This is a genomic window from Polymorphospora sp. A560 (genome assembly GCF_045781765.1).
Classification (GTDB): Bacteria; Actinomycetota; Actinomycetes; order Mycobacteriales; family Micromonosporaceae; genus Polymorphospora; species Polymorphospora lycopeni.
On the sequence record NZ_CP122282.1, the window covers coordinates 4,363,243 to 4,385,836 of the forward strand.

The 22,594-nt window shown below is 73.0% G+C and carries 19 protein-coding genes and 1 riboswitch; of the genes, 10 read left to right on the forward strand and 9 right to left on the reverse strand.

Features of this window, described 5'->3' with window-relative positions; all coding sequences use genetic code 11:
• The first annotated feature begins 30 nt into the window (after positions 1–30).
• The gene (locus tag QCD66_RS19440; RefSeq protein WP_375736609.1) at positions 31–717 is read left to right on the forward strand and encodes a S1 family peptidase; all 687 of its coding nucleotides are present in this window, start codon (positions 31–33) and stop codon (positions 715–717) included.
• A 13-nt stretch (positions 718–730) separates the two neighbouring features.
• Here QCD66_RS19440 and QCD66_RS19445 read toward each other — a convergent pair whose 3' ends face one another.
• The 3 genes from QCD66_RS19445 to QCD66_RS19455 all read right to left on the reverse strand — a co-directional run bounded on the left by QCD66_RS19445 (position 731) and on the right by QCD66_RS19455 (position 3,620).
• A complete protein-coding gene (locus QCD66_RS19445) occupies positions 731–1,354 on the reverse strand; it encodes an ArsR/SmtB family transcription factor (protein ID WP_375736610.1) in 624 nt (207 codons plus the stop codon).
• 572 nt (positions 1,355–1,926) lie between these two features.
• Positions 1,927–2,709: a helix-turn-helix domain-containing protein gene (locus QCD66_RS19450; protein WP_375736945.1), complete on the reverse strand. Its 783-nt coding sequence runs from the start codon at positions 2,707–2,709 to the stop codon at positions 1,927–1,929.
• Positions 2,706–3,620 carry a helix-turn-helix domain-containing protein gene (locus QCD66_RS19455; protein WP_375736944.1) on the reverse strand — a complete coding sequence of 305 codons (915 nt, stop codon included), beginning with the start codon at positions 3,618–3,620 and terminating at the stop codon, positions 2,706–2,708. Before QCD66_RS19455 ends, QCD66_RS19450 begins: the two co-directional genes overlap by 4 nt.
• A 204-nt stretch (positions 3,621–3,824) precedes the next feature.
• On the opposite strand from QCD66_RS19455, the gene QCD66_RS19460 reads away from it, so the two are divergent.
• From QCD66_RS19460 to QCD66_RS19470, 3 genes are all read left to right on the forward strand, one after another.
• Positions 3,825–4,262, forward strand: coding sequence for a DoxX family protein (locus tag QCD66_RS19460; RefSeq protein ID WP_364206400.1), 438 nt, complete (start codon positions 3,825–3,827; stop codon positions 4,260–4,262).
• 139 nt (positions 4,263–4,401) lie between these two features.
• A riboswitch (ZMP/ZTP riboswitch) is annotated at positions 4,402–4,494 on the forward strand.
• Positions 4,495–4,510: 16 nt separating this feature from the next.
• A complete protein-coding gene (locus QCD66_RS19465; protein WP_375736943.1) occupies positions 4,511–5,950 on the forward strand; it encodes a glycine hydroxymethyltransferase in 1,440 nt (479 codons plus the stop codon).
• A 504-nt stretch (positions 5,951–6,454) separates the two neighbouring features.
• Positions 6,455–8,425, forward strand: coding sequence for a glycosyl hydrolase family 28-related protein (locus QCD66_RS19470; RefSeq protein ID WP_375736942.1), 1,971 nt, complete (start codon positions 6,455–6,457; stop codon positions 8,423–8,425).
• Between the two features lie 58 nt (positions 8,426–8,483).
• Here QCD66_RS19470 and QCD66_RS19475 read toward each other — a convergent pair whose 3' ends face one another.
• Positions 8,484–9,827, reverse strand: coding sequence for an FAD-dependent oxidoreductase (locus QCD66_RS19475; RefSeq protein ID WP_375736941.1), 1,344 nt, complete (start codon positions 9,825–9,827; stop codon positions 8,484–8,486).
• A gap of 206 nt (positions 9,828–10,033) precedes the next feature.
• On the opposite strand from QCD66_RS19475, the gene QCD66_RS19480 reads away from it, so the two are divergent.
• The gene (locus tag QCD66_RS19480) at positions 10,034–10,678 is read left to right on the forward strand and encodes a hypothetical protein (protein WP_375736940.1); all 645 of its coding nucleotides are present in this window, start codon (positions 10,034–10,036) and stop codon (positions 10,676–10,678) included.
• A 57-nt stretch (positions 10,679–10,735) separates the two neighbouring features.
• Here QCD66_RS19480 and QCD66_RS19485 read toward each other — a convergent pair whose 3' ends face one another.
• Positions 10,736–11,185 carry a hypothetical protein gene (locus QCD66_RS19485; protein ID WP_407566714.1) on the reverse strand — a complete coding sequence of 150 codons (450 nt, stop codon included), beginning with the start codon at positions 11,183–11,185 and terminating at the stop codon, positions 10,736–10,738.
• Between the two features lie 15 nt (positions 11,186–11,200).
• Between QCD66_RS19485 and QCD66_RS19490 the strand changes: the two genes are divergently transcribed.
• Positions 11,201–12,001, forward strand: coding sequence for a hypothetical protein (locus QCD66_RS19490; RefSeq protein WP_407566715.1), 801 nt, complete (start codon positions 11,201–11,203; stop codon positions 11,999–12,001).
• 160 nt (positions 12,002–12,161) lie between these two features.
• On the opposite strand, the gene QCD66_RS19495 is transcribed toward QCD66_RS19490, so the two are convergent.
• The gene (locus QCD66_RS19495) at positions 12,162–13,388 is read right to left on the reverse strand and encodes a HEAT repeat domain-containing protein (RefSeq protein ID WP_375735266.1); all 1,227 of its coding nucleotides are present in this window, start codon (positions 13,386–13,388) and stop codon (positions 12,162–12,164) included.
• A 271-nt stretch (positions 13,389–13,659) separates the two neighbouring features.
• Between QCD66_RS19495 and QCD66_RS19500 the strand changes: the two genes are divergently transcribed.
• From QCD66_RS19500 to QCD66_RS19510, 3 genes are all read left to right on the forward strand, one after another.
• Positions 13,660–14,115 (forward strand): PRC-barrel domain containing protein, encoded by a 456-nt coding sequence (locus QCD66_RS19500; RefSeq protein ID WP_364206414.1) that lies wholly within the window; start codon positions 13,660–13,662, stop codon positions 14,113–14,115.
• A 59-nt stretch (positions 14,116–14,174) separates the two neighbouring features.
• On the forward strand, positions 14,175–15,104 hold the full coding sequence (locus QCD66_RS19505) for an LLM class F420-dependent oxidoreductase (protein WP_375735265.1): 930 nt from the start codon (positions 14,175–14,177) through the stop codon (positions 15,102–15,104).
• A gap of 93 nt (positions 15,105–15,197) precedes the next feature.
• Positions 15,198–16,811 (forward strand): right-handed parallel beta-helix repeat-containing protein, encoded by a 1,614-nt coding sequence (locus tag QCD66_RS19510; RefSeq protein ID WP_407566716.1) that lies wholly within the window; start codon positions 15,198–15,200, stop codon positions 16,809–16,811.
• Positions 16,812–16,862: 51 nt separating this feature from the next.
• Here QCD66_RS19510 and QCD66_RS19515 read toward each other — a convergent pair whose 3' ends face one another.
• Both QCD66_RS19515 and QCD66_RS19520 read right to left on the reverse strand, forming a co-directional pair.
• Positions 16,863–17,849: a permease prefix domain 1-containing protein gene (locus tag QCD66_RS19515; RefSeq protein ID WP_375735263.1), complete on the reverse strand. Its 987-nt coding sequence runs from the start codon at positions 17,847–17,849 to the stop codon at positions 16,863–16,865.
• 71 nt (positions 17,850–17,920) lie between these two features.
• Positions 17,921–18,250, reverse strand: a complete 330-nt coding sequence (locus tag QCD66_RS19520; protein WP_364206420.1) for a PadR family transcriptional regulator — start codon at positions 18,248–18,250, stop codon at positions 17,921–17,923.
• Positions 18,251–18,416: 166 nt separating this feature from the next.
• Between QCD66_RS19520 and QCD66_RS19525 the strand changes: the two genes are divergently transcribed.
• Complete coding sequence (locus QCD66_RS19525) at positions 18,417–21,572, forward strand: hypothetical protein (RefSeq protein WP_375735262.1); 3,156 nt, start codon at positions 18,417–18,419, stop codon at positions 21,570–21,572.
• A 206-nt stretch (positions 21,573–21,778) separates the two neighbouring features.
• On the opposite strand, the gene QCD66_RS19530 is transcribed toward QCD66_RS19525, so the two are convergent.
• A complete protein-coding gene (locus QCD66_RS19530) occupies positions 21,779–22,591 on the reverse strand; it encodes an FCD domain-containing protein (RefSeq protein WP_364206424.1) in 813 nt (270 codons plus the stop codon).
• Positions 22,592–22,594: the final 3 nt, after the last annotated feature.

Sequence of the window (22,594 nt, forward strand, 5' to 3'; positions counted from 1 at the left end):
CATCGAGGATCGTCGCTTAGCCTGGTTGGCATGGCCCGCCGACTCCCGCGCATCCTCGCCGCCGCCCTGCTCGCCGCCGGCCTGTCGGCCGCCGTTCCGCCGGCGACCGCCGCGTCGGCGGCCACCGCCGGGGCGGCACCACCGACCACGCTGAGCGGCCAGATCCGCGGCGGCGACACGCTGATCGGCGCGGGCGGCCGCTGCGTCGTCGGCTTCACCGTGCCCGACGGTTTCCTGGCCAGCAGCGTCTGCGGGCCGGCCGGCACGACCATCACCACCACCGGCGGGGTGGCCGTCGGCCAGATCGTCGCCTCAGCCTACCCGCAGGTCGGCTACGTCCTCGTCGACCTGAACCCGGGCTGGGTGCCGGTCGGCCAGGTACGGGTGGCCGGCGGGGCCGTCGCGGTGAAGGGCGCGAACCCCGCACCGGTCGGCGCGCTCGTCTGCCGCTCCGGGCCGACCTCCGGCTGGCGGTGCGGCCCGGTCACCGGACTCAACCAGACGGTCAACTTCCCCGGCGGCGCCGTCCCCGGGCTGACCCGGGCGAACATCTGCGCCGAGGCGGGCGAGGTCGGCACGCCCTACCTGACGGCGAGCGGGCAGGCGCAGGGCGTCCACGTCGGCGGGTCGGGCACCTGCCCGGCCGCCGGGACCAGCTACTTCCTGCCGGTCCGGCCGGCCCTGGCCGCGTACGGCGTCGCGCTGCTGACCTCCTGACCGCGCGCCTTTCCTAGCTCTCCTCGCCGGCGCGGGTGTCGACGCCGTCCGGCACGGCCGGCCGGAGGCTGGGGTGCAGGGCGAGGACGAGGCGGTGCTCGCGCCCGCCCTCGGCGTCGCGCGCGTGGTATTTGGCGAGCAGGTGGGTGACGGCCCCGGTCAACTCCTCGGCGAAGGCGGCCCGGTCGGCGGCCGAGGCGAACCGGACCTCGCTGTCGATGGCGAAGGTCGCCAGCCGCTTCTTCGCCGCGGCGGCTCCGGTGATCAGTTCGCCGACCTCGCGCACCAGCCGGGCGGCGAGGGCGAGCATCCACTGCGCGGAGAGCCGGTCGGGGGCCCGGCCGGGATCGGGCGCGACGGCCGCCAGCGCGGTCGGCGAGATCACGTAGGACGCGGCGGTCGCCCGCATCACCCGCTCGGTGCAGTTGCCCTTGCGGCGTTCCTCGACCAGCTCGATCAGGCCGTGCCGCTCCAGCGCCCGCAGATGGTAGTTGACCTTCTGCCGGGTAAGCCCGACGTGCGGCGCCAGGCTGCTGGCCGAGCCGGGCTCGGCCAGCGCGGCCAGCAGGCGGGCCCGGACCGGGTCCAACGACACCTCGGCGGCGGCCGGGTCGGCGATCACTGCGACGTCGAACATGGCACCACCGTCCCACCGACAAATCTTGTCGTCAAGAACACGAACCGGTTCGGCAAAGCCTGACGTACGGATCAGCGGGAAGATCGGATCGTACGGCCGACGACGCCCCGCCCACGCTGGGCGCCCCGTGCGTCGGGCGCCCAGCGCGAGCGTCGTGCTCCCACGGCCGCGCGGGCGGGCGGCCGGCGTCCGCCACGGCGTGCCGGCCACCCCGCTCGCCCGCCGGTACGCGCCCGCCGCCCCCCGTCACGCCCCCTGCGGGGCGTGCTGCGGCGTGCGCTCTCGCGGGACCCCGCCGGACGCCGAACCGGCGCCGACCTCGGCGGGTCTGCACGGGGCGTCCCACCGCGTGACGAGACACCCGGGGGACGCAAACGGGCGGCCGGTCGCCTGACGTACGACCGTCGCCCGCAGCAAAGGGGTTTTGCACCACAGGACACCGCAAGACGAACGTCTCACTGCAAGTGCTCCCACGGCGACCCAAAGTGTCCGATGCGACGATCCATTGGAGCCAGCACCAACCACTGGTAGAAACAGCATTTCGCGTACGGCGCCGTCGGCGTGGTCGCGGTTCAGGCCGGGCCGGACACCGGCAGGCAGAACGCGAGCCGCAGCCCCGGGGCGTACGACGCCAACTGCGCCACGGTCACCTCGTAGGTCCGCAACTGCCCCGAGGGCGTACGCACCTGCCACCGCTTGCCGACCGGGTCGGCGGCGACGCCGGCGCCGGCCCACAGCAGCCGGGCCCGCTCGCTGACCCGGCACAGCCGCTCCATCACCGGGTCGGTCAGCCCGGCGGCCGGATACGCCGCCTGCGCCAGCCGGTAGCGGGCGACGAACTCCTCGGTCTCCCGCTCCCAGCCGACGATCGACCGGCCCACCCGGCTGAACAGCCACGCGCCCAGGTTGGCCCCGGGTACGACGTAGGGCGACACCGGCGCCATCGCCGCGTTGACGACCACCACCGTCCAGTACCGGTCGAAGACCATGGCGGGCGCCGCGCTCGCGTCGACCAGCCGTTGCAGCACCGCCCGGTCGAGCAGCGTCGGCGGATCGGTGACCGGGTTGAGCAGGCTGTTGAGGTAGGCCTGCTGCTGGGGATCGAGTCGCAGCGCCCGTACGATCCCCTCGGCCAGCCGCGGCCCGGGCACCCGTACGCCCTGTTCGACGAGCTGGTAGGCGCGCGGGGTGCAGCCGGCGAGCCGGGCCACCTCCACCTGGGTCAGCCAGTTTCCCCTCGACCGTGGACCGGGCGGCAGGCCCAGCCCGGCCCGGTCGGTGGTCCGGCGGAGCCGGCGCAGCCAGTGCCCCAGCCGGGGATCGACGGCCGGCGGCCCGACCTCGGAAAGCGTCATCGCCCACCCCCGGACGGCCCGCACGCGGAGCAGGCGTCGCGGGAGAGCGGGCCGGCGGGCTCCTCACCCTCGGGCAGCAGGAACACGAGCAGCCGCCGCTCGTCGTCCGGGCGGCCGGGGGCGAGCGTCGTCATCTCGACCCGTACGTGGTGTCCGGCGTCGCCGGCCCGGGCCGGATCGGTGTGCCCGGGGCGGCGCAGGGCGCGGGTACGGCCCGGCCGCCGGGGGTGGATCCCGGCCCCGTCCCGCCAGGCCCGGTCGACGAGCGGGCTCTGCGCGCGCAGGCCGGAGACCAGCGACCGCAGCGCCGGATCGTCCGGCCAGCGGGCCCACGCGGCCCGCAGGTCGTCGAGAAGGTCGGCGGCGAAGTCGCACTCCCAGTCGACCATCGCGTGCCGGGCGTGCGGGTCGCAGAACAACCACCGGGCGAAGTTGCGCCGGTCCGGCTCGAGGCGGTCGAAGTCGACGAGCCACCGCGCGACCGCGCGGTTCGCGGCGAGCACCCGCCACGCCACGTCGGTCACCAGCGCCGGATGGGGATTGAGCTGGTCGGCGAGCCGGGTCAGCACGGGATCGGCGGCGGTGGCGTAGCGCTGGGCGGGCGGGGCCGAGCGGGTCGCCAGCATCCACAGGACGTGCCGCTCGTCCGGGTCGAGCCGCAGCGCGGTGGCGACGGCCTGGAGAAGCTGCGCCGACGGCGAGCGCAGCCGGCCCTGCTCGAGCTGGCTGATGATGCGGGCGGAGTAGCCGGTCGCCTCGGCGAGGTCGTCCTGGCTCAGCCCCGGCCGGCCGCCGACCCGGGGCAGCAGGCCGGCGTCGGGCCGGTCGAGCCGCAGCCGGCGGGCCCGGAGAAATGATCTGAGCAGTTCGACCCGGTCCTGGTCGGCCCCGCTGACCGGCGCACTCGCCACCTCATTCACCACCACAGGCCGGGGCCGGCGTCAGCCCATGAACACGTGCTCGCGTCGCCACGCAAAGTGTGCCCGATGGGACGGTCGTGCGGGGGGCGGTGCCGGCCGGGCAATATATCGATAGATATTTACGTCCCGGACACGGAGGAGGCAGGTGGACAGGCCATCCTGCTCTTCACGGTCCGCCTCACGAAAGGGTCACGAATGACGTCAAACCGCATCGCAGCGCCCGTGTGGTCGCTGTTCCGCGCCGTGGTCGGCCTGCTCTTCGCCTGCCACGGGGCCGCCACCGTGCTCGGCCTCTTCGGCGGGGCCCGGGGCACCGGGCAGGCCGTCGAGGTGGGCGCCTGGCCCGCCTGGTGGGCCGGCCTGATCCAGCTCGTCTGCGGGCTGCTGGTGCTCGTCGGGTTCGCCACCCGGCCGGCCGCCGTGCTCAGCTCGGGTTCGATGGCGTACGCCTACTTCGTCGTACACCAGCCGACCAACCTGTTCCCCATCGAGAACGGCGGCGTCACCTCCGCCCTCTACGCGTGGGCGTTCCTGGTCATCGCCGTACTCGGTGCCGGGCCGTGGTCCCTGGACGCGCTGCTGAGCCGGCGCGGCAACCGGGCCGGGGCACAACCCGTACCGGCCAACGGCTGACCACCCCACACCGGCCGGGCCTGACCAACCCGGCCGTACCCCCCGGCCCCCGACAGCCACCGGACCCCCGCCCACGGGCGGCGGCCCCGACACCCCGCCGGACACCGCGACGGCCCCCGACCACGATTCGGTAAGGTCTTCCCTGGGCCGTGACTGGCGCGCTGGGATGGGCACAAACCATCGGGGAGCGGCCCCGTCACCACGACGAATGCCGAGCGCCTGGGCCCTCAACCGCAACCGGAGGTGCCATGTCGTCGCTCAACGCCGAGTCCACCGCCTACCGCAGCGCCCTGGACGTCGTCCGCACGGTCGAGCCCCGGGTCGCCGACGCGATCGCCGCCGAACTCGCCGACCAGCGGGCGTCCCTCAAACTCATCGCCAGCGAGAACTACGCCTCCCCCGCCGTCCTGCTCGCCATGGGCAACTGGTTCAGCGACAAGTACGCCGAGGGCACCATCGGCCGCCGCTTCTACGCCGGCTGCCGCAACGTCGACACCGTCGAGGCGATCGCCGCCGAACACGCCCGTGAACTGTTCGGCGCCCCGCACGCGTACGTGCAGCCGCACTCCGGCATCGACGCCAACCTGGTCGCGTTCTGGGCGATCCTCGCCGACCGGGTCGAGGCACCGGCCCTGCGCAAGGCCCAGGTCCGGCAGGTCAACGACCTGACCGAGGAGGACTGGTTCGCGCTGCGCCGCGAGCTGGGCAACCAGCGCATGCTCGGCATGTCGCTCGACGCCGGCGGCCACCTCACCCACGGCTTCCGCCCGAACATCTCCGGCAAGATGTTCGACCAGCGCAGCTACGGCACCGACCCGGCCACCGGGCTCATCGACTACGCCGCCCTGCGGCAGACCGCCAAGGAGTTCAAGCCGCTGGTCCTCGTCGGCGGCTACTCGGCCTACCCGCGCAAGGTCAACTTCCGCATCCTGCGGGAGATCGCCGACGAGGTCGGCGCCACCTTCATGGTTGACATGGCCCACTTCGCCGGACTGGTCGCCGGCAAGGTCTTCACCGGCGACTTCGACCCGGTGCCGCAGGCCCACATCGTCACCACCACCACCCACAAGTCGCTGCGCGGCCCGCGCGGCGGCCTGGTGCTCTGCCAGCCCGAACTCGCCGACCAGGTCGACCGCGGCTGCCCGATGGTGCTCGGCGGCCCGCTGCCGCACGTCATGGCGGCGAAGGCGGTCGCGCTCGCCGAGGCCCGCCAGCCCGCCTTCGCCGACTACGCCCAGCGGATCGTCGACAACGCCCAGGCCCTCGCCGAGGGCCTGCTGCGCCGGGGCGTACGGCTGGTCACCGGCGGCACCGACAACCACCTCGTGCTCATCGACACGACCGGCTTCGGGCTCACCGGCCGGCAGGCCGAGCAGGCGCTGCTCGACGCCGGCATCGTCACCAACCGCAACTCGATCCCGCAGGACCCGAACGGCGCCTGGTACACCTCCGGCATCCGGATCGGCACCCCGGCCCTGACCACGCGTGGGCTCGGCACCGCCCAGATGGACGAGACCGCCGACCTGATCAACACCGTGCTCGGCCAGACCAAGCCGGGCGTCGGCCCGGACGGCGCGCCCTCCAAGGCGAAGTACGTCCTCGACCCCGCCGTCGCCGACCGGATCGCCAAGCAGGCCGACGAACTGCTCGCCGGGTTCCCGCTCTACCCCTCGGTCGACCTCGGCTGAGCCCGACCCCGACCTGATCCGCCCGGTTCGGCCCGCCCGAGCCGGGCGGAGCTCTTTCCGCCGGCTGTCCCTGCCCGGCGGCTGTCTGCTGCCCGGCGGCCGCCTCTGGCCCGGCGGCACTCTCTGGCCCGGCGGCCGCTGCCGGGTGGGCCGCGCCGCCCCGGGTATCGCTGTCGCGGCCCACAGCGAATTCGCTGTTTCCACACCGACTTCGCTGTGGGCCGGCGCACCTACACCGCCCACACCCGCGCGCCCACCGCCCACATCCGCGCGCCGGCCGGCCGACCGGCCCGCCCCGCCCGGCGGCCCTTCGACCGGACAGGTCAGCGGGTCGAGCTGCGAGCGTCCCGTTCTTGCACGGCGAAGCCAGGAACTTTCACTGTCCGATCGGGTCTTGTCTGACGTTGCGTCGAGATTTAACGTCATCGCAACCACCGCCGCCGATCGGCGCCGCCCGTCCCCCAGTGCGCGCCGGCCGGCCCCGCGAGAATCGAGTCGCCATCGATGTCTGACCAGCATTCGCAACACCCCCGCCGGCCCGCCCGGCGGCGCCGGATCCGGGCCGTCGTGGCCGGATCGTTCGTGGTCGCGCTCGGCGCCGGCACGCTGGGCGCGCACCCCGCGCTGGCCACCGCCGACCCGCCCGGCCCGGCCGGCGTCGAGACCGTCGCCGGGCTGCCACCGCACCTGACCGCCGGCCGCGGCGCCACCGTGCCGTTCGTCGAGCAGGAGGCGGAGAACGCCGCCACCACCGGGGAGATCATCGGCCCGGACCGCAACGCCTACACGCTGCCGTCGGAGGCGTCCGGGCGCCGGGCGGTCAAGCTCGACGCCCCCGGTGAGTGGGTGGAGTTCACCCTGACCCGCGACACCAACTCGCTCAACGTCCGGTACGCCGTCCCGGACGCCGAACAGGGCGGCGGCATCACCGGCCCGCTGGACGTCTACCTCAACAACCAGCGCCGGCACACGATCACGCTGACGTCGGAGTTCTCCTGGCTCTACAGCACGTACCCGTTCTCGAACGACCCGAGGGCGGTCCCGCCGGACGACTGGTGGATTCCGGAGCCGCGCCCGGTCAAGACCCCGTTCCGGCCGCACCACTTCTACGCCGAGCAGCGGCTCCTGCTCGGCAAGACCCTGCACGCCGGGCAGAAGATCAAGCTGAAGCTGCCGCACGACTCGACGCTGCCGTGGGCGGTGATCGACCTGGTCGACTTCGAGATGGTCGCCAAGCCGAAGAAGATGCCGCGCGGGGCGCTGTCGGTGGTCGACTTCGGCGCCGACCCGACCGGCGTACGGGAATCCGCCGACGCGTTCGACGCCGCGGTGGCCGCCGGCCGGGCGAGCGGCCGTACGGTGTTCATCCCGCAGGGGACGTACCAGGTGAACCGGCACGTCGTCGTCGACGACGTGACCGTCACCGGGGCCGGCAACTGGCACAGCGTCGTACGCGGCGACGGCGTCGGGTTCTACGGGAAGTGGGCCGCCGACGGCGGCAGCCACGACGTGCACCTGTCCGACTTCGCGATCATCGGCAACATCCGGGAACGCCGCGACGACCTCCAGGTCAACGGGATCGGCGGGGCGCTCGGCGGCGGGTCCACCGTGGAGCGGCTCTACATCCAGCGGACCAAGGTCGGGATGTGGTTCGACGGCCCGTTCCACGGGCTCACCGTGCGGGACAACATGATCGTCGACCAGATGGCCGACGGGCTGAACCTGCGGCGCGGCATCTCCGGCGTGCGGGTCACCAACAACTTCCTGCGCAACCTCGGCGACGACGGGCTGGCCATGTGGTCGCACTTCGTCAAGAACCCGGACGGGACCCCGGAGACGTCGGAGGAGGCCGACCAGGACCACGACAACGTCTACGACCACAACACCGTCATCGCCCCGGTGCTGGCCAACGGAATCGCGATCTACGGCGGCCGGGACAACGTGGTGTCCGACAACGTCGTCGCCGAGACCGTGCGCGAGGGCGGCGGCCTGCACGCCGGCTACCGGCACGGGTCGACCCGGTTCTCCGGCACGCTCACGTTCGCCCGCAATACCACCGTACGGGCCGGCGTGCTCGACCTGAACTGGAACTTCGGCGTGGGGGCGCTGTGGTTCTACTCGCTGGACGGTCCGATGGACGCCCGGATCGACGTTGTCGACAACTCGTTCCTGGACAGCACCTACTCGGCGATCATGGCGGTGAAGGGGCATCCGGAGGCGCACTCGGTCAGCAACATCCACGTCGACGGGGCCTGCATCGACGGCGCCGGCACGTACGCGCTGCAACTCCAGGTAGCCGGCGCGGGCAGCTTCACCGGCGTGGAGGCCCGCAACCTCGGCGTCGGGGGCACCTGGCGCGGCGACCCGTTCGAGATCACCGACGGCGGCGGCAACTCCGGCTGGCAGAACGACATCCGCTGGAACTGGCCGATGGACACCGCGCGACCGGTCGCCCCGCCGACCAACTGCGCGTGACAGCACCGGCCGGTCCGTCCCCGGGGACGGACCGGCCGGTCCGGGCCGGCGGTGGCGTTCAGGCGACCGGCACGGTCGGGCGGCGCCGGCCGGCCCGTAGCACCCGCCAGACCGTACGCGGCGCGAGCAGCCGGGTCGGCGGGTCGATCAGGTTCAGCACCCGCAGGAACGCCGCCCCCAGCTCCGGGTCGGCGACCGCCCCGGCGTGCACCCGTTCCACGTACGCGTTGACGAACCGCACCTTCGGCGTACGCCGACCGGGCACCGCCGGGAAGCGCAGGTCGGTGCCGACCGAGATCGCCCACGGGCCGTCGACGACCCTGGCGGCGCCCTGGAAGAACCGTCGGGCGAGCCGGGTGCCGCCGGCGGCGAGCAGGTCGCGCAGCAACAGCGCCTCGAGCGCGGCGACCGTCATCCCCTGCCCGTAGATCGGGTTGAAGCTGCACAGCGCGTCGCCGATGACCAGGTAGCCGTCGGGAAACCGGCGCAGCCGTTCGTAGCGGCGGCGCAGGCTGGCCGGGAAGCGCATCCGGACCGGCGGGGACGCCGGAACCGCCGACCGGAGCAGGGCGCCGATCTGCGGGGCGGCGAGGGTCTCGGCGTAGCGGACCAGGTCCTCGTCGTCGTGCGGCGGTTCCTCGCCGAGCATGCCGCAGATGGCGACGGCGAACCTGTCCCCCTCCTGCACGGCGACGATACCGCCGCGCGGCAGCGCGGGGGTGGCGTTGGTCAGCGCGCCGAGCAGCCCCTCCAACTGGTCGGGTTCGCGGCGGTAGGTGCGGGTGACGTAGGTGACGTCGACCCGTACCCGCTCCTCGGGAGCGGGCGCGTAGCCCAGCCGGTCGAGCCAGACCGGGCTGCGGGAGCCGCGCCCGCCGGCGTCGACGACCAGGTCGGCGTCGATCGTGGACTCCGGCGCGTCGGCGGTACGTGCCCGTACCCGCACCCCGGTGACCCGGCGGGCGTCCGGCGTCGCGGTGGGGCCGATCACCTCGGTGTCCGGCAGCAGGGTCACGTTGGACAGTGCGCGGACCCGGGTCCGGACGACGTGTTCGAGCAGCGGACGGCTCACCCCGAACGCGGTCATCTGCGACGGAGCGCGGCGCATCCGGAACCCGTCGTTGTACCAGTGGACGTCGTCCTGGAGGTCGACCATGGCACCGCCGAGCGCGGCGACCTCTTCGGACAGTCCGGGGAAGAGTTCCTCGAGCACTTCCCGGCCCCGGGCGAGCAGGACGTGCAGTTGCCGGCCCTGCGGTACGCCCCGGCGGGCGGCCGAGGCGTCGGGCAGCGGGTCACGGTCGACGACGGTGACGTGGGCGTACGTCTCACTGAGAGCGCGGGCGGCCAGCAGGCCCGCGATGCTGGCGCCGACCACGACGGCCCGCTCCGCGTGTGTCATGGCGGGAGCCTACGGGCGCCGGGGCCGCGGATCGACCGAACATGTTCCCCGGCCGCCAGACCCCGTAGCAAAATACACCTATTGCCGGGAATGTCGCCCTGCTACGTCGACCGCTGTATGTCCCGCGCGAGTCAATTCCTTCTCCGAAATCCAGGCCCTTCCGGAAGTAATGTCCGAAACGAAGCGGCCCGGCCAAGGAGGCACCGATGAATGGTTCTCGATCAACCCTGCGGATCACAATAGGCGCTGCCATCGCCACCGGCGCGATCGCCTTTTCCGGCCCCGCCTGGGCGGAAATCAACTATCCGCCCTCGGGCTCCACACGCGCCGTCGAGCACCCGGAGGTCAGCGGCCACGCCACGCCCGGAAGCACCGTCACCGTCTACGCCAAGCAGGCCAGCGACCAGGTCTTCGGCTGCTCGGTGCTGGTGCCCGCCAGCAGCGAGTGGGCCTGCACCTTCATGAACCCGATCCCGCCCGGCACCTGGCGCTTCGACGCCCTCGAGGTGCACCCCGACCACTCCGCGACCAGCTCGTCGGTCGCCGGCATCGTCATCACGCCACCCGATCCCAACCAGCCCGACCAGCCGACGCCGGCCGTCGAGGAGGACCGGCCGACCCCCGGGGAGGCGGACCCATGGGCGGAGGAGTCGCAGTGGGAGGGCGACCCCTGGGCCGACGAGGCGACCGAGGCACCGCAGGACCAGACCCCGAGCGCGTCGACCAAGAGCCTGCCGGCCACCGGCACCGGAATGGGGGTCACGCCCTTCCTGCTGGCCGGTACGGCACTGCTCGGAACCGGGGTGGCGACGCTGATCTGGGTCGGGCGACGGCGTACGGAACAGGGCTGACCAATCCGCCCGTACCGTCCATTCGCGATGCCGCCGGATGGAATTGACTTGGCCTGACTAAAATCGATCCGACCAGGTGGAAATCGACTCGGCCGGGAAATCGATCCGGCCAGGCGAAAATTGAAATGCGTGCGTGACCGCGGATTCCGATTGCGGAAACTGTTTCCCCACCCGTCCGGAACGGTCCACCGGCACCACCCGCCGGGATCCGGTGATGCGGCCGGCCCCCGCTCCGGGGATAATCCCGGCAGCCGGAAGAGGGGTGGGACGGGTGGACGTCATCGAGAACGGCCCGCCGGAGCCGAGATGGACACCGCCGGGCTGGCTCGCCACGATCGCCGTGACGCTGGTGGCGGCGGTGATCGTGGCCGGCTTCCTCGGCCTGCGCGGCTCCGGCCCGGACACACCGGCCGCTTCCGGCCCGGACACGCCGGGCGCCGCCGGGCCCGCCGCCGCGAGCCCCGGCCCGGCCACGGCATCAGCCGGGACCACCGCCCCGGCGGCCACACCCCGGGCCGTGCCGTGCCCCGTCGACCTCGCCGGGCCGGCCACCACCGCCGGCCCCCGGTCGCCGCGCTCGCCATCGGTGCCCCCGGCACCCCGCCGGGGCACGGCCTCGAACGCTGCGTCCTGGACGCGCAGGACGGCCCGTGGACCGCGGTCGTCCGTCGTACCTCCGGCGTGCTCGGCCGGGGCGGCGCGGTCGTGACGTACCCGGTCGACCGCGCCCCGACCCCGGCCCGGACCGTGCCGGTCGGCGGGGTCGACGCCGACGCCGGCCCCGGCTGGCTGGTGTGGCCGCTCGGCGACCGGCACGCGCGGATCCGCGGCGACCTGCCCGAGGCGGACCTCGCCCGGATCGCGGCGGCCACCACGGCCACCGGCGGCCGGCCGGTGGTGACCGCGCCGGCCGGGTTCCGGGTCGTCCACACCGGACCGTACGCGTCGCCGACCATCCGGCAGGTCCGCTACGGCGCGGCCACCCTGGACGAGCAGGCGGCGCTCGGCAGCGGCCTGGTCGTCGTCGGCCTGCGCACCGGCGGCGGGCTCGAGGACCAGATGTACGTGACGAACACGGTGGACGCCGGCCTGGTCGCGGGCCGGCCGGCGCGGGTGTTCACCGGACTGCTCGGCGGCAACGCGGCCATCGCCTGGGAACCGGCTCCGGGCCTGGTCGGCTACGTCCTCTACAGCGGCGCCAACTGGGACGACGCCGCCACGGCCGCGCTGCGCCGGCTGGCGGAGCGCACCGTCCCGCTCGACCGCGACGCATGGCGGTCCACCGAGCAGTCCGCCATCGACGGCCACGACCTCACCCCCTGACCGCCCCCACATCCACCCGCGCGATCCCCACCCCGCGCGACCGCCACCCGCGCTGATCAAGGGGATGTCCCGGGCATTCCACCCCGGGACGGCCACGACTAGCCCTTGATCAGCGCGGCGGCCCAGCGCGGGCGCGGCGGCCCAGGGCGGACGGGGTGGGTCAGGATGCGGTGTAGGTCTTCAGGGCCTCGAGTTGGTCGGGGAGGCCGTAGGCGCGGACCACCTCGTTCAGGTTGACGTAGGTGGTGCCAGGCTGGCCGCCGTGCCAGGCGAAGTCGGCCGCGGCCAGACCGGCGACCGCCCGCCGCTGCCGGTCGGTCAACCCGCCGAACGGGGTGCCGGGCGCCACCCGCCCGTCCGGGAACACGGCGCCGAGCAGCGCCGACACCAGCGGTACGGCCGGGTAGGGCGCGGTGGTCGGCAGCACGGTCAGCACCGCGTCGACGGCCCGGTCGACGTGCTGCGTGGGTTGGGCGAGGGCGAGCGCGGCGTAGCCCGGCAGGTTGCCGTCGAGGAACGGCAGCCGGTTGCGACGGGTCGTCGCCTCGGCGGTCATCGTCTCGACCAGCACCGCCACCACCCGGTCGCTGTCGGCCGCGCCGAGCCGGGCGGCGGCGATCGCGGCGGCGGCGCGTACGACCGGGGCCGGGTCGTCCAGGGCCGCCACCACGTCGGCGGCGGCGGGGCCGGCCAGCAGCCCGTACGCGATCAGGGCGGTGCCCCGGACCACCGGTGAGGTGTCCTCGCGGATCCGGTCCAGCAGCGCCGGGCCCAGCGTCGCGGAGTCCTCGGGGAACCAGCCGAGCAGGTAGGCGCAGGCGGTGCGGACGTCGGCGTCGGCGTCGCCGAGCAGCGGCAGCAGGTGGGGCAGGTCGGCGCGGACGGCGTCGTAGGCGTCGACCGCCCACTGCTGGTTGGCGGTGACGAGTTGCGGGTCGAACAGCGACGCCTCGAACTCGCGGGAGGTGCGTTCGCTCTCGTCGGCGGCGGCCTCGACCCAGGCGGCGACCCTGGCCCGTTCGGTCTCCGGGTCGGTGGCGCGCAGCCGGTCGAGTTCGGCCCGGTGTTCGAGGATCGGCAGGCCGTCGGGCAGCCACGACTCGTCGTAGCCGATCGCGATGCTCGCCAGCAGGCTGAGGATCTCGTCCCGGCCGGTGGTGGCCGGGTCGGCGGCGAGTCCGGTGAGGAACGGCACCGCGTACGCCGTCGCCTGGTAGCGCGATCCCTGGTGGAAGATGTTGCCGTACAGGGCGTGCAGGGACTTGTCCACTTCGGATGGATCGGTGGCCGCCAGCGCCCGCAGCTGGTCGGGGACGTCACCGGCGGGGCCGTAGGCGTGTTCGAGCCCGGTCCAGTCGATCTCGTCGAGTGCCTTCAGGTCCTTCATGCGCGCCTCCCCCGTCGGGCCGATCCGCCGACGAGAGCGTAGTGCCCGATGCCCCGCCGACGGGTCAGGGGTCACGGCGTGGCGGCGGGTTCCCGGCGAAGCGGCGTGGCGGCGGGTCCGGTCGGGTGTCGCGGCGCCGGACCAGGTCGAGATCACGGCGCCGGACCGGGCCGGTGGGCGGTGCCGGACCGGTCCGGACCCACCCGGCCGGCATGATCGGGGCGGCGGGCGGGTAGGACGCGGGGAACGACGAGCCGATCCGGAGGCGACCATGCAGCCGTTCATCTTCGATCCGTGGCTGTGGCGCGACCAGGCCATCCTCGCCGGCGGCTACCGCGGCGCGGCGGCGGACGAGGGGCCGACCGAGCAGCGCCGTGAGGCGGAGACCGACGAGGGCGGGCCGGGGACCGAGGTCGACCTGGTCGGCTACGAGGTGGAGGCGACCGACGGCGGCATCGGCTCGGTCGAGGAGGCACCGCCGGACGCCGGGCACCTGATCGTCGACACCGGGCCGTGGATCTTCGGCCGGCGGGTGATGCTGCCGGTCGGCACCGTGAACCACGTCGACCACCTGAACCGGACCGTGTATCTAGACCGGACCAGGGACCAGGTGAAGGAGGCCCCCCAGTTCGACCCCGACACCGGTAAGGCCGTCGACTTCCGCAAGCAGGTCGGCGACTACTACACGGCCAGCTACCGCGACGGTGGGCCGGTCGGCGGAGGATGACCGGTCACCGTCGCGGCGCGTGCGGGGCGGCGTCCCGGCCCGGTTCGTATGCTCGCCGTATGGAACTGCGGATCTTCACCGAACCTCAGCAGGGTGCCTCCTACGACCAGCTGCTCGCCGTCGCCCGGCTCGCCGAGGACGCCGGGTACGGCGCCTTCTTCCGCTCCGACCACTACATGATGATGGGCGACGCCGACGGCCTGCCCGGCCCGACCGACGCCTGGGTGACGCTCGCCGGGCTGGCCCGCGACACCAGCCGGATCCGGCTCGGGACGCTGATGACCGCGGCGACGTTCCGGCTGCCGGGGCCGCTGGCGATCGCGGTCGCGCAGGTCGACCGGATGAGCGGTGGCCGGGTCGAGTTCGGGATCGGCAGCGGGTGGTTCGAGACCGAGCACACCGCGTACGGCATCCCGTTCCCGCCCCTTCGGGAGCGGTTCGACCGGTTGGAGGAGCAGCTCGCGATCATCACCGGGCTGTGGGACACGCCGGTCGGGCACACGTTCGACTTCAGCGGTAAGTACTACCAGTTGTCGGACTCCCCCGCCCTGCCGAAGCCGGCGCAGTCGCCGCGCCCGCCGGTGCTGCTCGGCGGCCACGGCGCGAAGCGCACCCCGCAGTTGACCGCCCGGTACGCCGACGAGTTCAACGTGCCGTTCGCCGGTGTCGACGACACCCGGACGCGGTTCGAGCGGGTCCGGGCCGCCTGCGCCGAGGGCAGCCGAGATCCGGGCAGCCTGCGGCTGTCGAACGCGCTGGTGCTGTGCTGCGGGCGTACGGACGAGGAGGTGAACCGGCGCGCGGCGGCGATCGGCCGGGAACCGGACGAGTTGCGCGCCAACGGGCTGGCCGGCTCGCCGGCCGAGATCGTGGAGAAGATCGGCCGGTACGCCGAGGTCGGCACCGAGCGGGTCTACCTGCAGGTGCTGGACCTCGACGACCTGGCCCACATCGAGCTGGTCGCCGCCGAGGTGGCGCCGCAGTTGTGACGGCGCCCGGGGTGCCGGCGCGGGTCGCCGGCACCCCGCAGGTGTGCGTTCCGGGTCGCCGGGAACTCCCCGGGTCGCCCCCGGCGGCGACGGGTGACGGGAGGGCGCACGATCGACGTTCCGCTGACGTACGACGCCCACGAGCGGGGGCTGACCGGTGACGGGGTCACCAACGACCAGCCCGCGTTCGCGCGCGCCGTGGACGAGTTGGGCGCCGGGTACGCCGCCGACGGGCGGCCGCGGGTGCTGCGCTGCCCGCCGGGGGTCTATTCGATCCGCGACGCCGGCACGGTGTGGCGAAGTGGCGTGTCGCTGATCGGCGCCGGGATCGGGCTGACCCGGTTCGTGCTGGCCAATCCCGGCAACCGCGCCGACCCGACGCCGCTGGCGTTCTTCACCACGCTGTGGCACGGCGCCGGGCGCGGCAACCCGATCGTCGACTGCACGTTCGCCGGTTTCGAGATCGACGGCACCGGCGTGGAGCTGTCCGAGTACGACGTACAGGCCAAGGGCCTGGGGTTGCAGTACGTGCTGCGCGGCCGCTTCCGTGACCTGTACATCCACGGCACGGCGGCGACCGGGCTCGGCTGCGATTTTCTCCAGGACTGCGTGATCGACGGGGTGATCGCGATCGACTGCGGCCGGCTCGACATCCACCACGAGAAGGGTGGCGCGGGCATCGGTGTCGGGATCGGCGGGTGGGGTGACGTCGAGCGGTTGACGATCACCAACTGCACCACCGTCGGCAACGGCCAGAGCGGCATCTTCTTCGAGCTCCAGGACGCGGCCTGGGACCGGCCGCGCGGCATCCACGTGTCGGGCTGCCACGCCGAGGGCAACCGGTTCGGCATCTCCGACTGGGGCGCCGACGGGCTGCTGCTCTCCGGCTGCACCCTGGTCGGCAACGCGGAGGCCGGATTCGACGTCTCCGGGGAGGGCACCGTCGGCGTCGGCGGCCGGGGCGGGATCGTCAGCGACTGTCTCATCGACGGCAACACCCTCGACGGGGTCAGCATCGGCAACACGCCCGGCCCGTACACGGTGCGCGGCAACCGGATCAGCGGCAACGGCCGGCACGGCTACCGCGAACACAACCTGTCCCGCTCGATCGGGCCGGCGGGCGGCATCGTCATCGACGGCAACGACATCTGGGCCAACGGCCTGGACGGGATCCGGTTCGACTGCGCGCTCACCGACGCGGTGGTGACGAACAACCGGATACGTCACAACGGGATGCAGACCGCGCCGGCCGGTGCCGGCTCGGGGGCCACGGTGACGTACGGGCCGGCGTCGCTGACCGACACGGCGGCCCACTGGCCGGTCGACGGCCACCGGGGCAAGACGGTGACCGCCGGTTCGGTGACCGCGTTCGTCGCCGCCAACTCGGCGACGACGCTCGTCCTGGCCCGGCCGCACGGGGCCCGCCACGGGTGGCACGGCCCCGTGCCGGCGGCCGGTACCGCGTACCGGCTGCCCGACCCGCCGACGGTCCGGGCCGGCATCGCCGTCGCCGCGCCGCTGGTGCGGTCGACGGTCAGCCGGAACCGGATCTGGGACGACCCGGCGCACGCCACCCAGACGCACGGCCTGTGGGTGACCGGGGCCGGCACCCGGTCGGCCGGCCGGATGTGGGACAACGACCTCACCGGCAACTCCGTCGCGCCGACGCGCGCGGACGACCCGCCCGGGGACGGGCACCACGGCTGAACGCGCCGGCGGCCGGCCGCGTGGTGCGGCCGGCCGCCGCGGGTGTCCGGGTCAGCCGGCGTCGCGCGCCGCGCGGCGCCACTTGACCACGTCGTCGACGATCGACCAGAGCACCGTGGCCGCGATGATGACGGCGGTGACCTGGTAGACCACGTTCCAGTCGCCGGTCGCCGCGGTGACGTCGAGCCGGTCGAAGAACCGGGTGTCGACGAGTTCGCCGCGCAGCAGCAGGACCAGGGCGGCCGTCCAGCCGACCACGTTGAGCGCGGCGCCGGCGAGCACGAGCGTCCCGGTCGGGCGCCCGGCCCGGTAGCGGGCGACGGCGAGGGCGACGGACACGGCCAGCAGGACGAACAGCGCCGGGATCCAGAAGCCCCACAGCTCCGGCCGCAGGAACGGCACCGGGTCACCGGCGTCGTCCCGGACGAAGCCGACCTGCTGCTGCCAGATGACGACGAAGGCGAACAGGACGGTGCCGACGATCATGACGACGAGTTCGGCGACGCCGGTCGTACGCCGGGCGACGTCCGGCAGCATGTCCAGCGACCAGGACGGGACGCCCTTGGCACCGGCCGGCCGGGCGTTCTTCGCCCCGCTGCGTTCGAGGACGACGAAGACGAGCGTGGTCCAGAAGGTCAGGTGCACGCCGATGGCGAGCACCGACGTGACGACCGTGCCGACGATCCGCTGCGGTGGCATCCCGTCGAGCAGGTCGACGGCGACGGCCGCGATCGCGCCGATCGGCAGCACGATCAGCAGGAGCGTCTTGAGCAGGCGCAGCCAGGTGAAGTAGTAGGCGGGCCCGAGCAGGAAGGTGGGCCGGTCGAGGTAGCGGGCGGCGAGGTGGGCGGGATCGCCGAGGTCCTCGAGGGTCGCGCGCTCGGCGGTCGGCGGGGTCTCGCCGGCCTCGACGCGTCCGTCGACGGCGTCGGCGATGGACGCGCGCAGCTCGCGCTCGAGGTCGTCGCGCTCGGCGGTCGGCACGGAGTGCAGCGCGGCCGCGATGTATCGGTCGGTGAGGGTGTTGGTGTCGGTCATGACGATCCTCTTCGGCGGGGTGTGGTCGCGGGTCGCGCGGCCGCGCGGCGGTCGGGTCGGGTGTTGTGGCGTCATACCTGCAGGGCGTCGATCGAGGCGCGCAGGGCGTCCCAGTCGGCGCGCAGCGTCTCGGCGACGCGGCGGCCGTCGTCGCTGACCCGGTAGTACTTGCGGGGACGGGGTTCGTCGGTGTTCCACAGGCTGGTGAGCAGGCCCTGCTTCTCGAGCCGGCGCAGCAACGGATAAAGGGTGTTGGCGTCGACGGCGAACCCGGCCTCGTTGAGGCGTTCGAGCAGGCCGTAGCCGTAGCCGGGGGTTTCCAGGAGCACCAGGCAGGCGAGCACGACGGTGCCGCGTCGCAGCTCTTGCAGGTGTCCGGCCGTTACTTCGTCCATGCCCAACACGATACTGTGCGACACACACCATTGCAACAGGCTGACGTATTGGTCGCTGGAAGGACATCGTGATCATCCGTACCAGTGACTTTTAACCGGGTTTCCAGTGCCGGACGGCACCCTGAGCCGATCCGGATCCAGCGTGATCCGTCGAAAGATTGGGGGAATCCGCGTGTCAACATCCTTGTCCGCCGGCACCGCCGCACACGATCCGCCGGACCTGCGGCCACCGACCAGAGCCTCAAGGCGCCGGTGGTGGCAGCGGGCCGTCACCACCGGCGCCGTCGTCACCGCCCTCGTCACCGGCAGCGCCTCCGTCGCCCACGGCTCCACCGTCGCCTGGGACGAGGCCGACCTGCGCGACAAGCTCTTCGCGGTCCAGCTCAGCAACCACGGTGGTGACCCGGCCAGCATCCGGCACATGGTGGTGTCGGCGGCGGTGCTCGACTGGCGGGCGGCGAACCCGGACGCCACCACCGAGCAGATCACGGCGCTGATCGACCAGCTCGACGCCGCGGTCACCGCACGGCACGACCGCATCGCCACCATCGGGTCGAGCTACGGCCTCATGGTCAACGGCGTCGACGCGGTGCTCGCCGTAGCGGCCATGTCGAAGATCGCCACCCCGCAGGTCTCGAAGGTGGTGGCCAGCACCTGGGGCGCCGGCCTCGACGCCCAGGCCCTCCAGCGGCACCAGGTGAGCGGCTCCTACCAGAACTACGCCTACCTGAACCACCTCTACGAGGAGCAGAACCGGGTCTTCATCGAGACCGCCCGGACCGGCCGGACCGACAGCGCCCTCGGGGACGCCTGGGACGCGCGGATCGGCGCGGCCGCCGGAGTGGCCGTCGACGACGACGTCGAGACGCTGGCCGCCAAGGTGCCCGGCCTCGACCTCGCCGAACTCGAGTCGGCCCGCAACAACCCGGTGGAGTACGAGGCCCGGGCCAACGCCCAGCTCAAGAACCAGCTCGACGCCCTGGCGGCCGCGACCGACGACGCCACCAAGAAGGCGGCCGCGGAGGCGGCGAAGAACCCGCCGACCGCCCCCACCGACGATGAGCGGGCCAAGCGGGAACTCGCCCTCGCCGAGGCCGCGGCCAAGGAACGCAAAGCGGTCATCGACGACCTCGGCAAGGGCATCGAGGCCCTGGCCCATCTGATCGGCTTCAAGGACAAGGCCATCGCCCAGAAGGTCGCCGCGGTCGGCAAGGCCGGCGTGACGATCGCCACCGCGATCAGCGAGTACATTCCCAAGATCGTGGGCAAGGGCGTCGTCGGGGCGCTGACGTCACTGAGCACCATGGCCCTGACCGGCAACATCCTCGGCGCGGTGGTGTCGCTGACCGGGGTGTTCCTTCCCGGGCCGGACCCGACCACGCTCATCCTCGAGGAGGTCGCCCGGGTCCGGCAGGACATCACCGAGCTGCGTGACCAGATGAACACGCGGTTCGACCGCATCGAGAAGGCGCTGGTCGCCATCCACGAGGACATCGTGACGCAGCTCGGCCGGATGCAGGGCGACATCGAGGAGATCCGCCGGCAGCTCACCGACATCCAGAACACCCTGCTGTCGCTGGACGCGAAGATGGACGCGGCCGCCAACTCGACCCACCTCGCGCTGAGCCAGGTCATCCTGCAGGACTTCGGTGTCACGGGCGTGCAGAATCTGCGCTACGAACAGCGGACCGGGCGGGAGCTGCAATACGAGAAGTACTGGGACGCCCTGACGACGTTCTACTACTACGGCGAGAACAACGCCCGCATGTCCCCGCTCACCCTGACCCAGCTCGAGTCGGGGCCGGCCGCCGCGAACCTGCGCAACACGCTGCTGAACTACTCCACCCACGGATCTCTCTACCTGCTGGCGGATCTGGCCCGCAACAAGGGGTGGGCACCGGGGCTCCCCCTCCCCCGGGTGGACACCGTCCACCAGGGCGTACCGAACGCCGGAATGTGGCTGTCCGCGGCCCGGGCCTTCAACGGCATGGCACACCAGAGCGAGGAGTTCAGCCGGACCACCCCCGACGTCAGGAACCTCCTCGCGGCGCTCAGCGGCCGGGGCACCGAGATCACGGGTGTGGTCCGGTCGTTCAGCAATCCGCAGGACGGCAAGACCAACGAGCTCTACACCAACCTCATCAAGGAGTACCGGACCGCGCTCGACGGGGTCAGCCGCGAGCTGGCCGCGCTGCGGGCCACCGCCGGCGACAACAAGGTCGACCCGTTCGGCCCGGGCGACCAGGCGCCGCCGGACCGGATCACCACCGTGGCCGTGCCGAGGGTGCTGCCCTGCTCGGGGACCGGCCCCAGCGTGCCGACCCCGGAGGGCGCCCTGCTCCAGGGGCTGCCGCACGCCTACCACACCGCGTACAGCATGCTGCCGGAGGAGGACCGCCCGATCCTGACTGCCTGCTACGACGCCTCGTACGTCAACCACGAGTGGTACGAGACGCAGATGGAGACGGGTTTCACCGCCGACATCGACCTGACGATCCGGGTACGGACCAAGGAGCGGTGGCCGGGAGCGGCCTGGCAGGACGTCCGGACCGTGCAGTACACCGGCCCCGCCGGCAAGGTCGAGTTCACCAACAACCGGACCGGCCACCACAGCAAGGTCGAACCGAACCAGATGGTCTACAACAAGTGGTCGACCATGAAGTCGCAGGTGGAGCGGAGCACCCGGCTCGCCACCGTGTCCGGCGCCCAGGACGCGACCTGGCTCTCGGTCGTCGGCCTGCTGCACGGCAAGCAGAAGGTCTACTACCAGAACGTGGTGACCGCCCTCGCCGACCCGACCAGCGACCTGGCCAAGGCGGCCGACAAGCTCAACGAGCGGCTGATGCTCCTCCAGGCGTACACCGAGGCCGGGTTCCCGAAGGCGCTGCGCACCAACGACCGGCTCAACGGGCTGCTCTTCGGTGAGGAGCACCTCCCGGGCAAGTTCCTGCTCGGAAGCACCGGGTCGGACCACCTGATGTCGACGTTCCTGGGCGCGCTCAAGAAGTACGACCGGTGCCCCGACGGCGGGGTGCCGTGCACGCCCTGGATCGACCCGCGGCCGGACACCATCCCCCAGTACGGCGCGAACTGCCCCACCGGGCCGCTGCCCGCGACCCTCGCCGGTGACCCGGTCGGCAACTGCATCGCGACGCAGGGCTACCTGCGGACCGACGCGCTCGCCCAGGAATACCAGCGGCAGTCGACGTACCTCGCCACCGGCGTGTACGTCGAGGGCCTTCCGGAGATCGAGGAAGGTCTCGTCCACCTGAACGTGGTCGGACGGCTCACCGGACACGTGACCAGCGACAAGCCCACCCGCCGATAGGCAACCCCACAGGTGCGGCCCCCGCCGGTCCGGGCGGGGGCCGTACGGACCGGCCACCGTGGATCCTCCTCCCGCGGTGGCCGGTCCCTCTTTCCGTGACCGACCCGCCCGACCGGCGCCACGACGGACCGGTCGGCCAGGCACCGACACGGACGGGCCGGCGGGCGGTGGTCCGCTCGCCGGCCCGGTGGTCGTGGGCGCCGGTGTCAGTCGCCCAGGTCACCGCCGTCACCGAGGCCGCCGTTGGCCGTCCGCCACTCCCGCAGCCAGCGCTCCCGGGGCACGATCGGCTGGTCCAGCCGGTTGTGCCGCTGCATCATCTCCTCGAAGCTCTCCACGTGCTTGAGCATCGCCCGGCCGGCCCGCTGCTGGTCGCCGTCGGCGATGAAGGTGGCGATCGCCTTGTGCGCCGCGTTGGCCTCCCCGACGTCGTCGGCCGTGATGTCCTCGACGTCCAGGTGCAGCCGCAGCAGGTCGTACGGCACCAGCAGCAGCACCCGCATCAGCTCGTTACCGGCCGACTCGGCGACCAGTTCGTGGAACGCGATCTCGTTGGAGTAGCCGGAGTGCGGATCGTGGTCGGCCAGCCGCAGCAACCGGTCCCGCTGCTCGTCGGTGGCGTGGACCGCCGCGAGCGACGCCGCCGTCGGCTCCACCGCCTTGCGGAAGACGAACAGGTCCCGCAGCGGCGCCTCGGAGAGAGTGAGGAACGGTGCCAGCGACCGGCTGAGCCGGGACAGGTCGGGCCGTTGGACCGTCACCCCGCCCTGCGGCCCGCGCTTGATCGCGATCAGGCCCTCGGCCTCCAGCAGCCGCAGCGCCTCGCGCACCGTCGCCCGCCCCAGCCCGCTGTCGCTGACCAGCTGTGCCTCGGACGGCAGGACACTGCCCGCCGGCAGCGCGTGCCCGAGGATGTGCGCCCGAATGTCGGCCGCGAGCATGACCGACGCCTTGGGCGGGCGCCGGTCACGCTTGAGGCGTACGCCGGCGTCCGGCCCGCGGTGCGGGCCGGGCGCCACCGA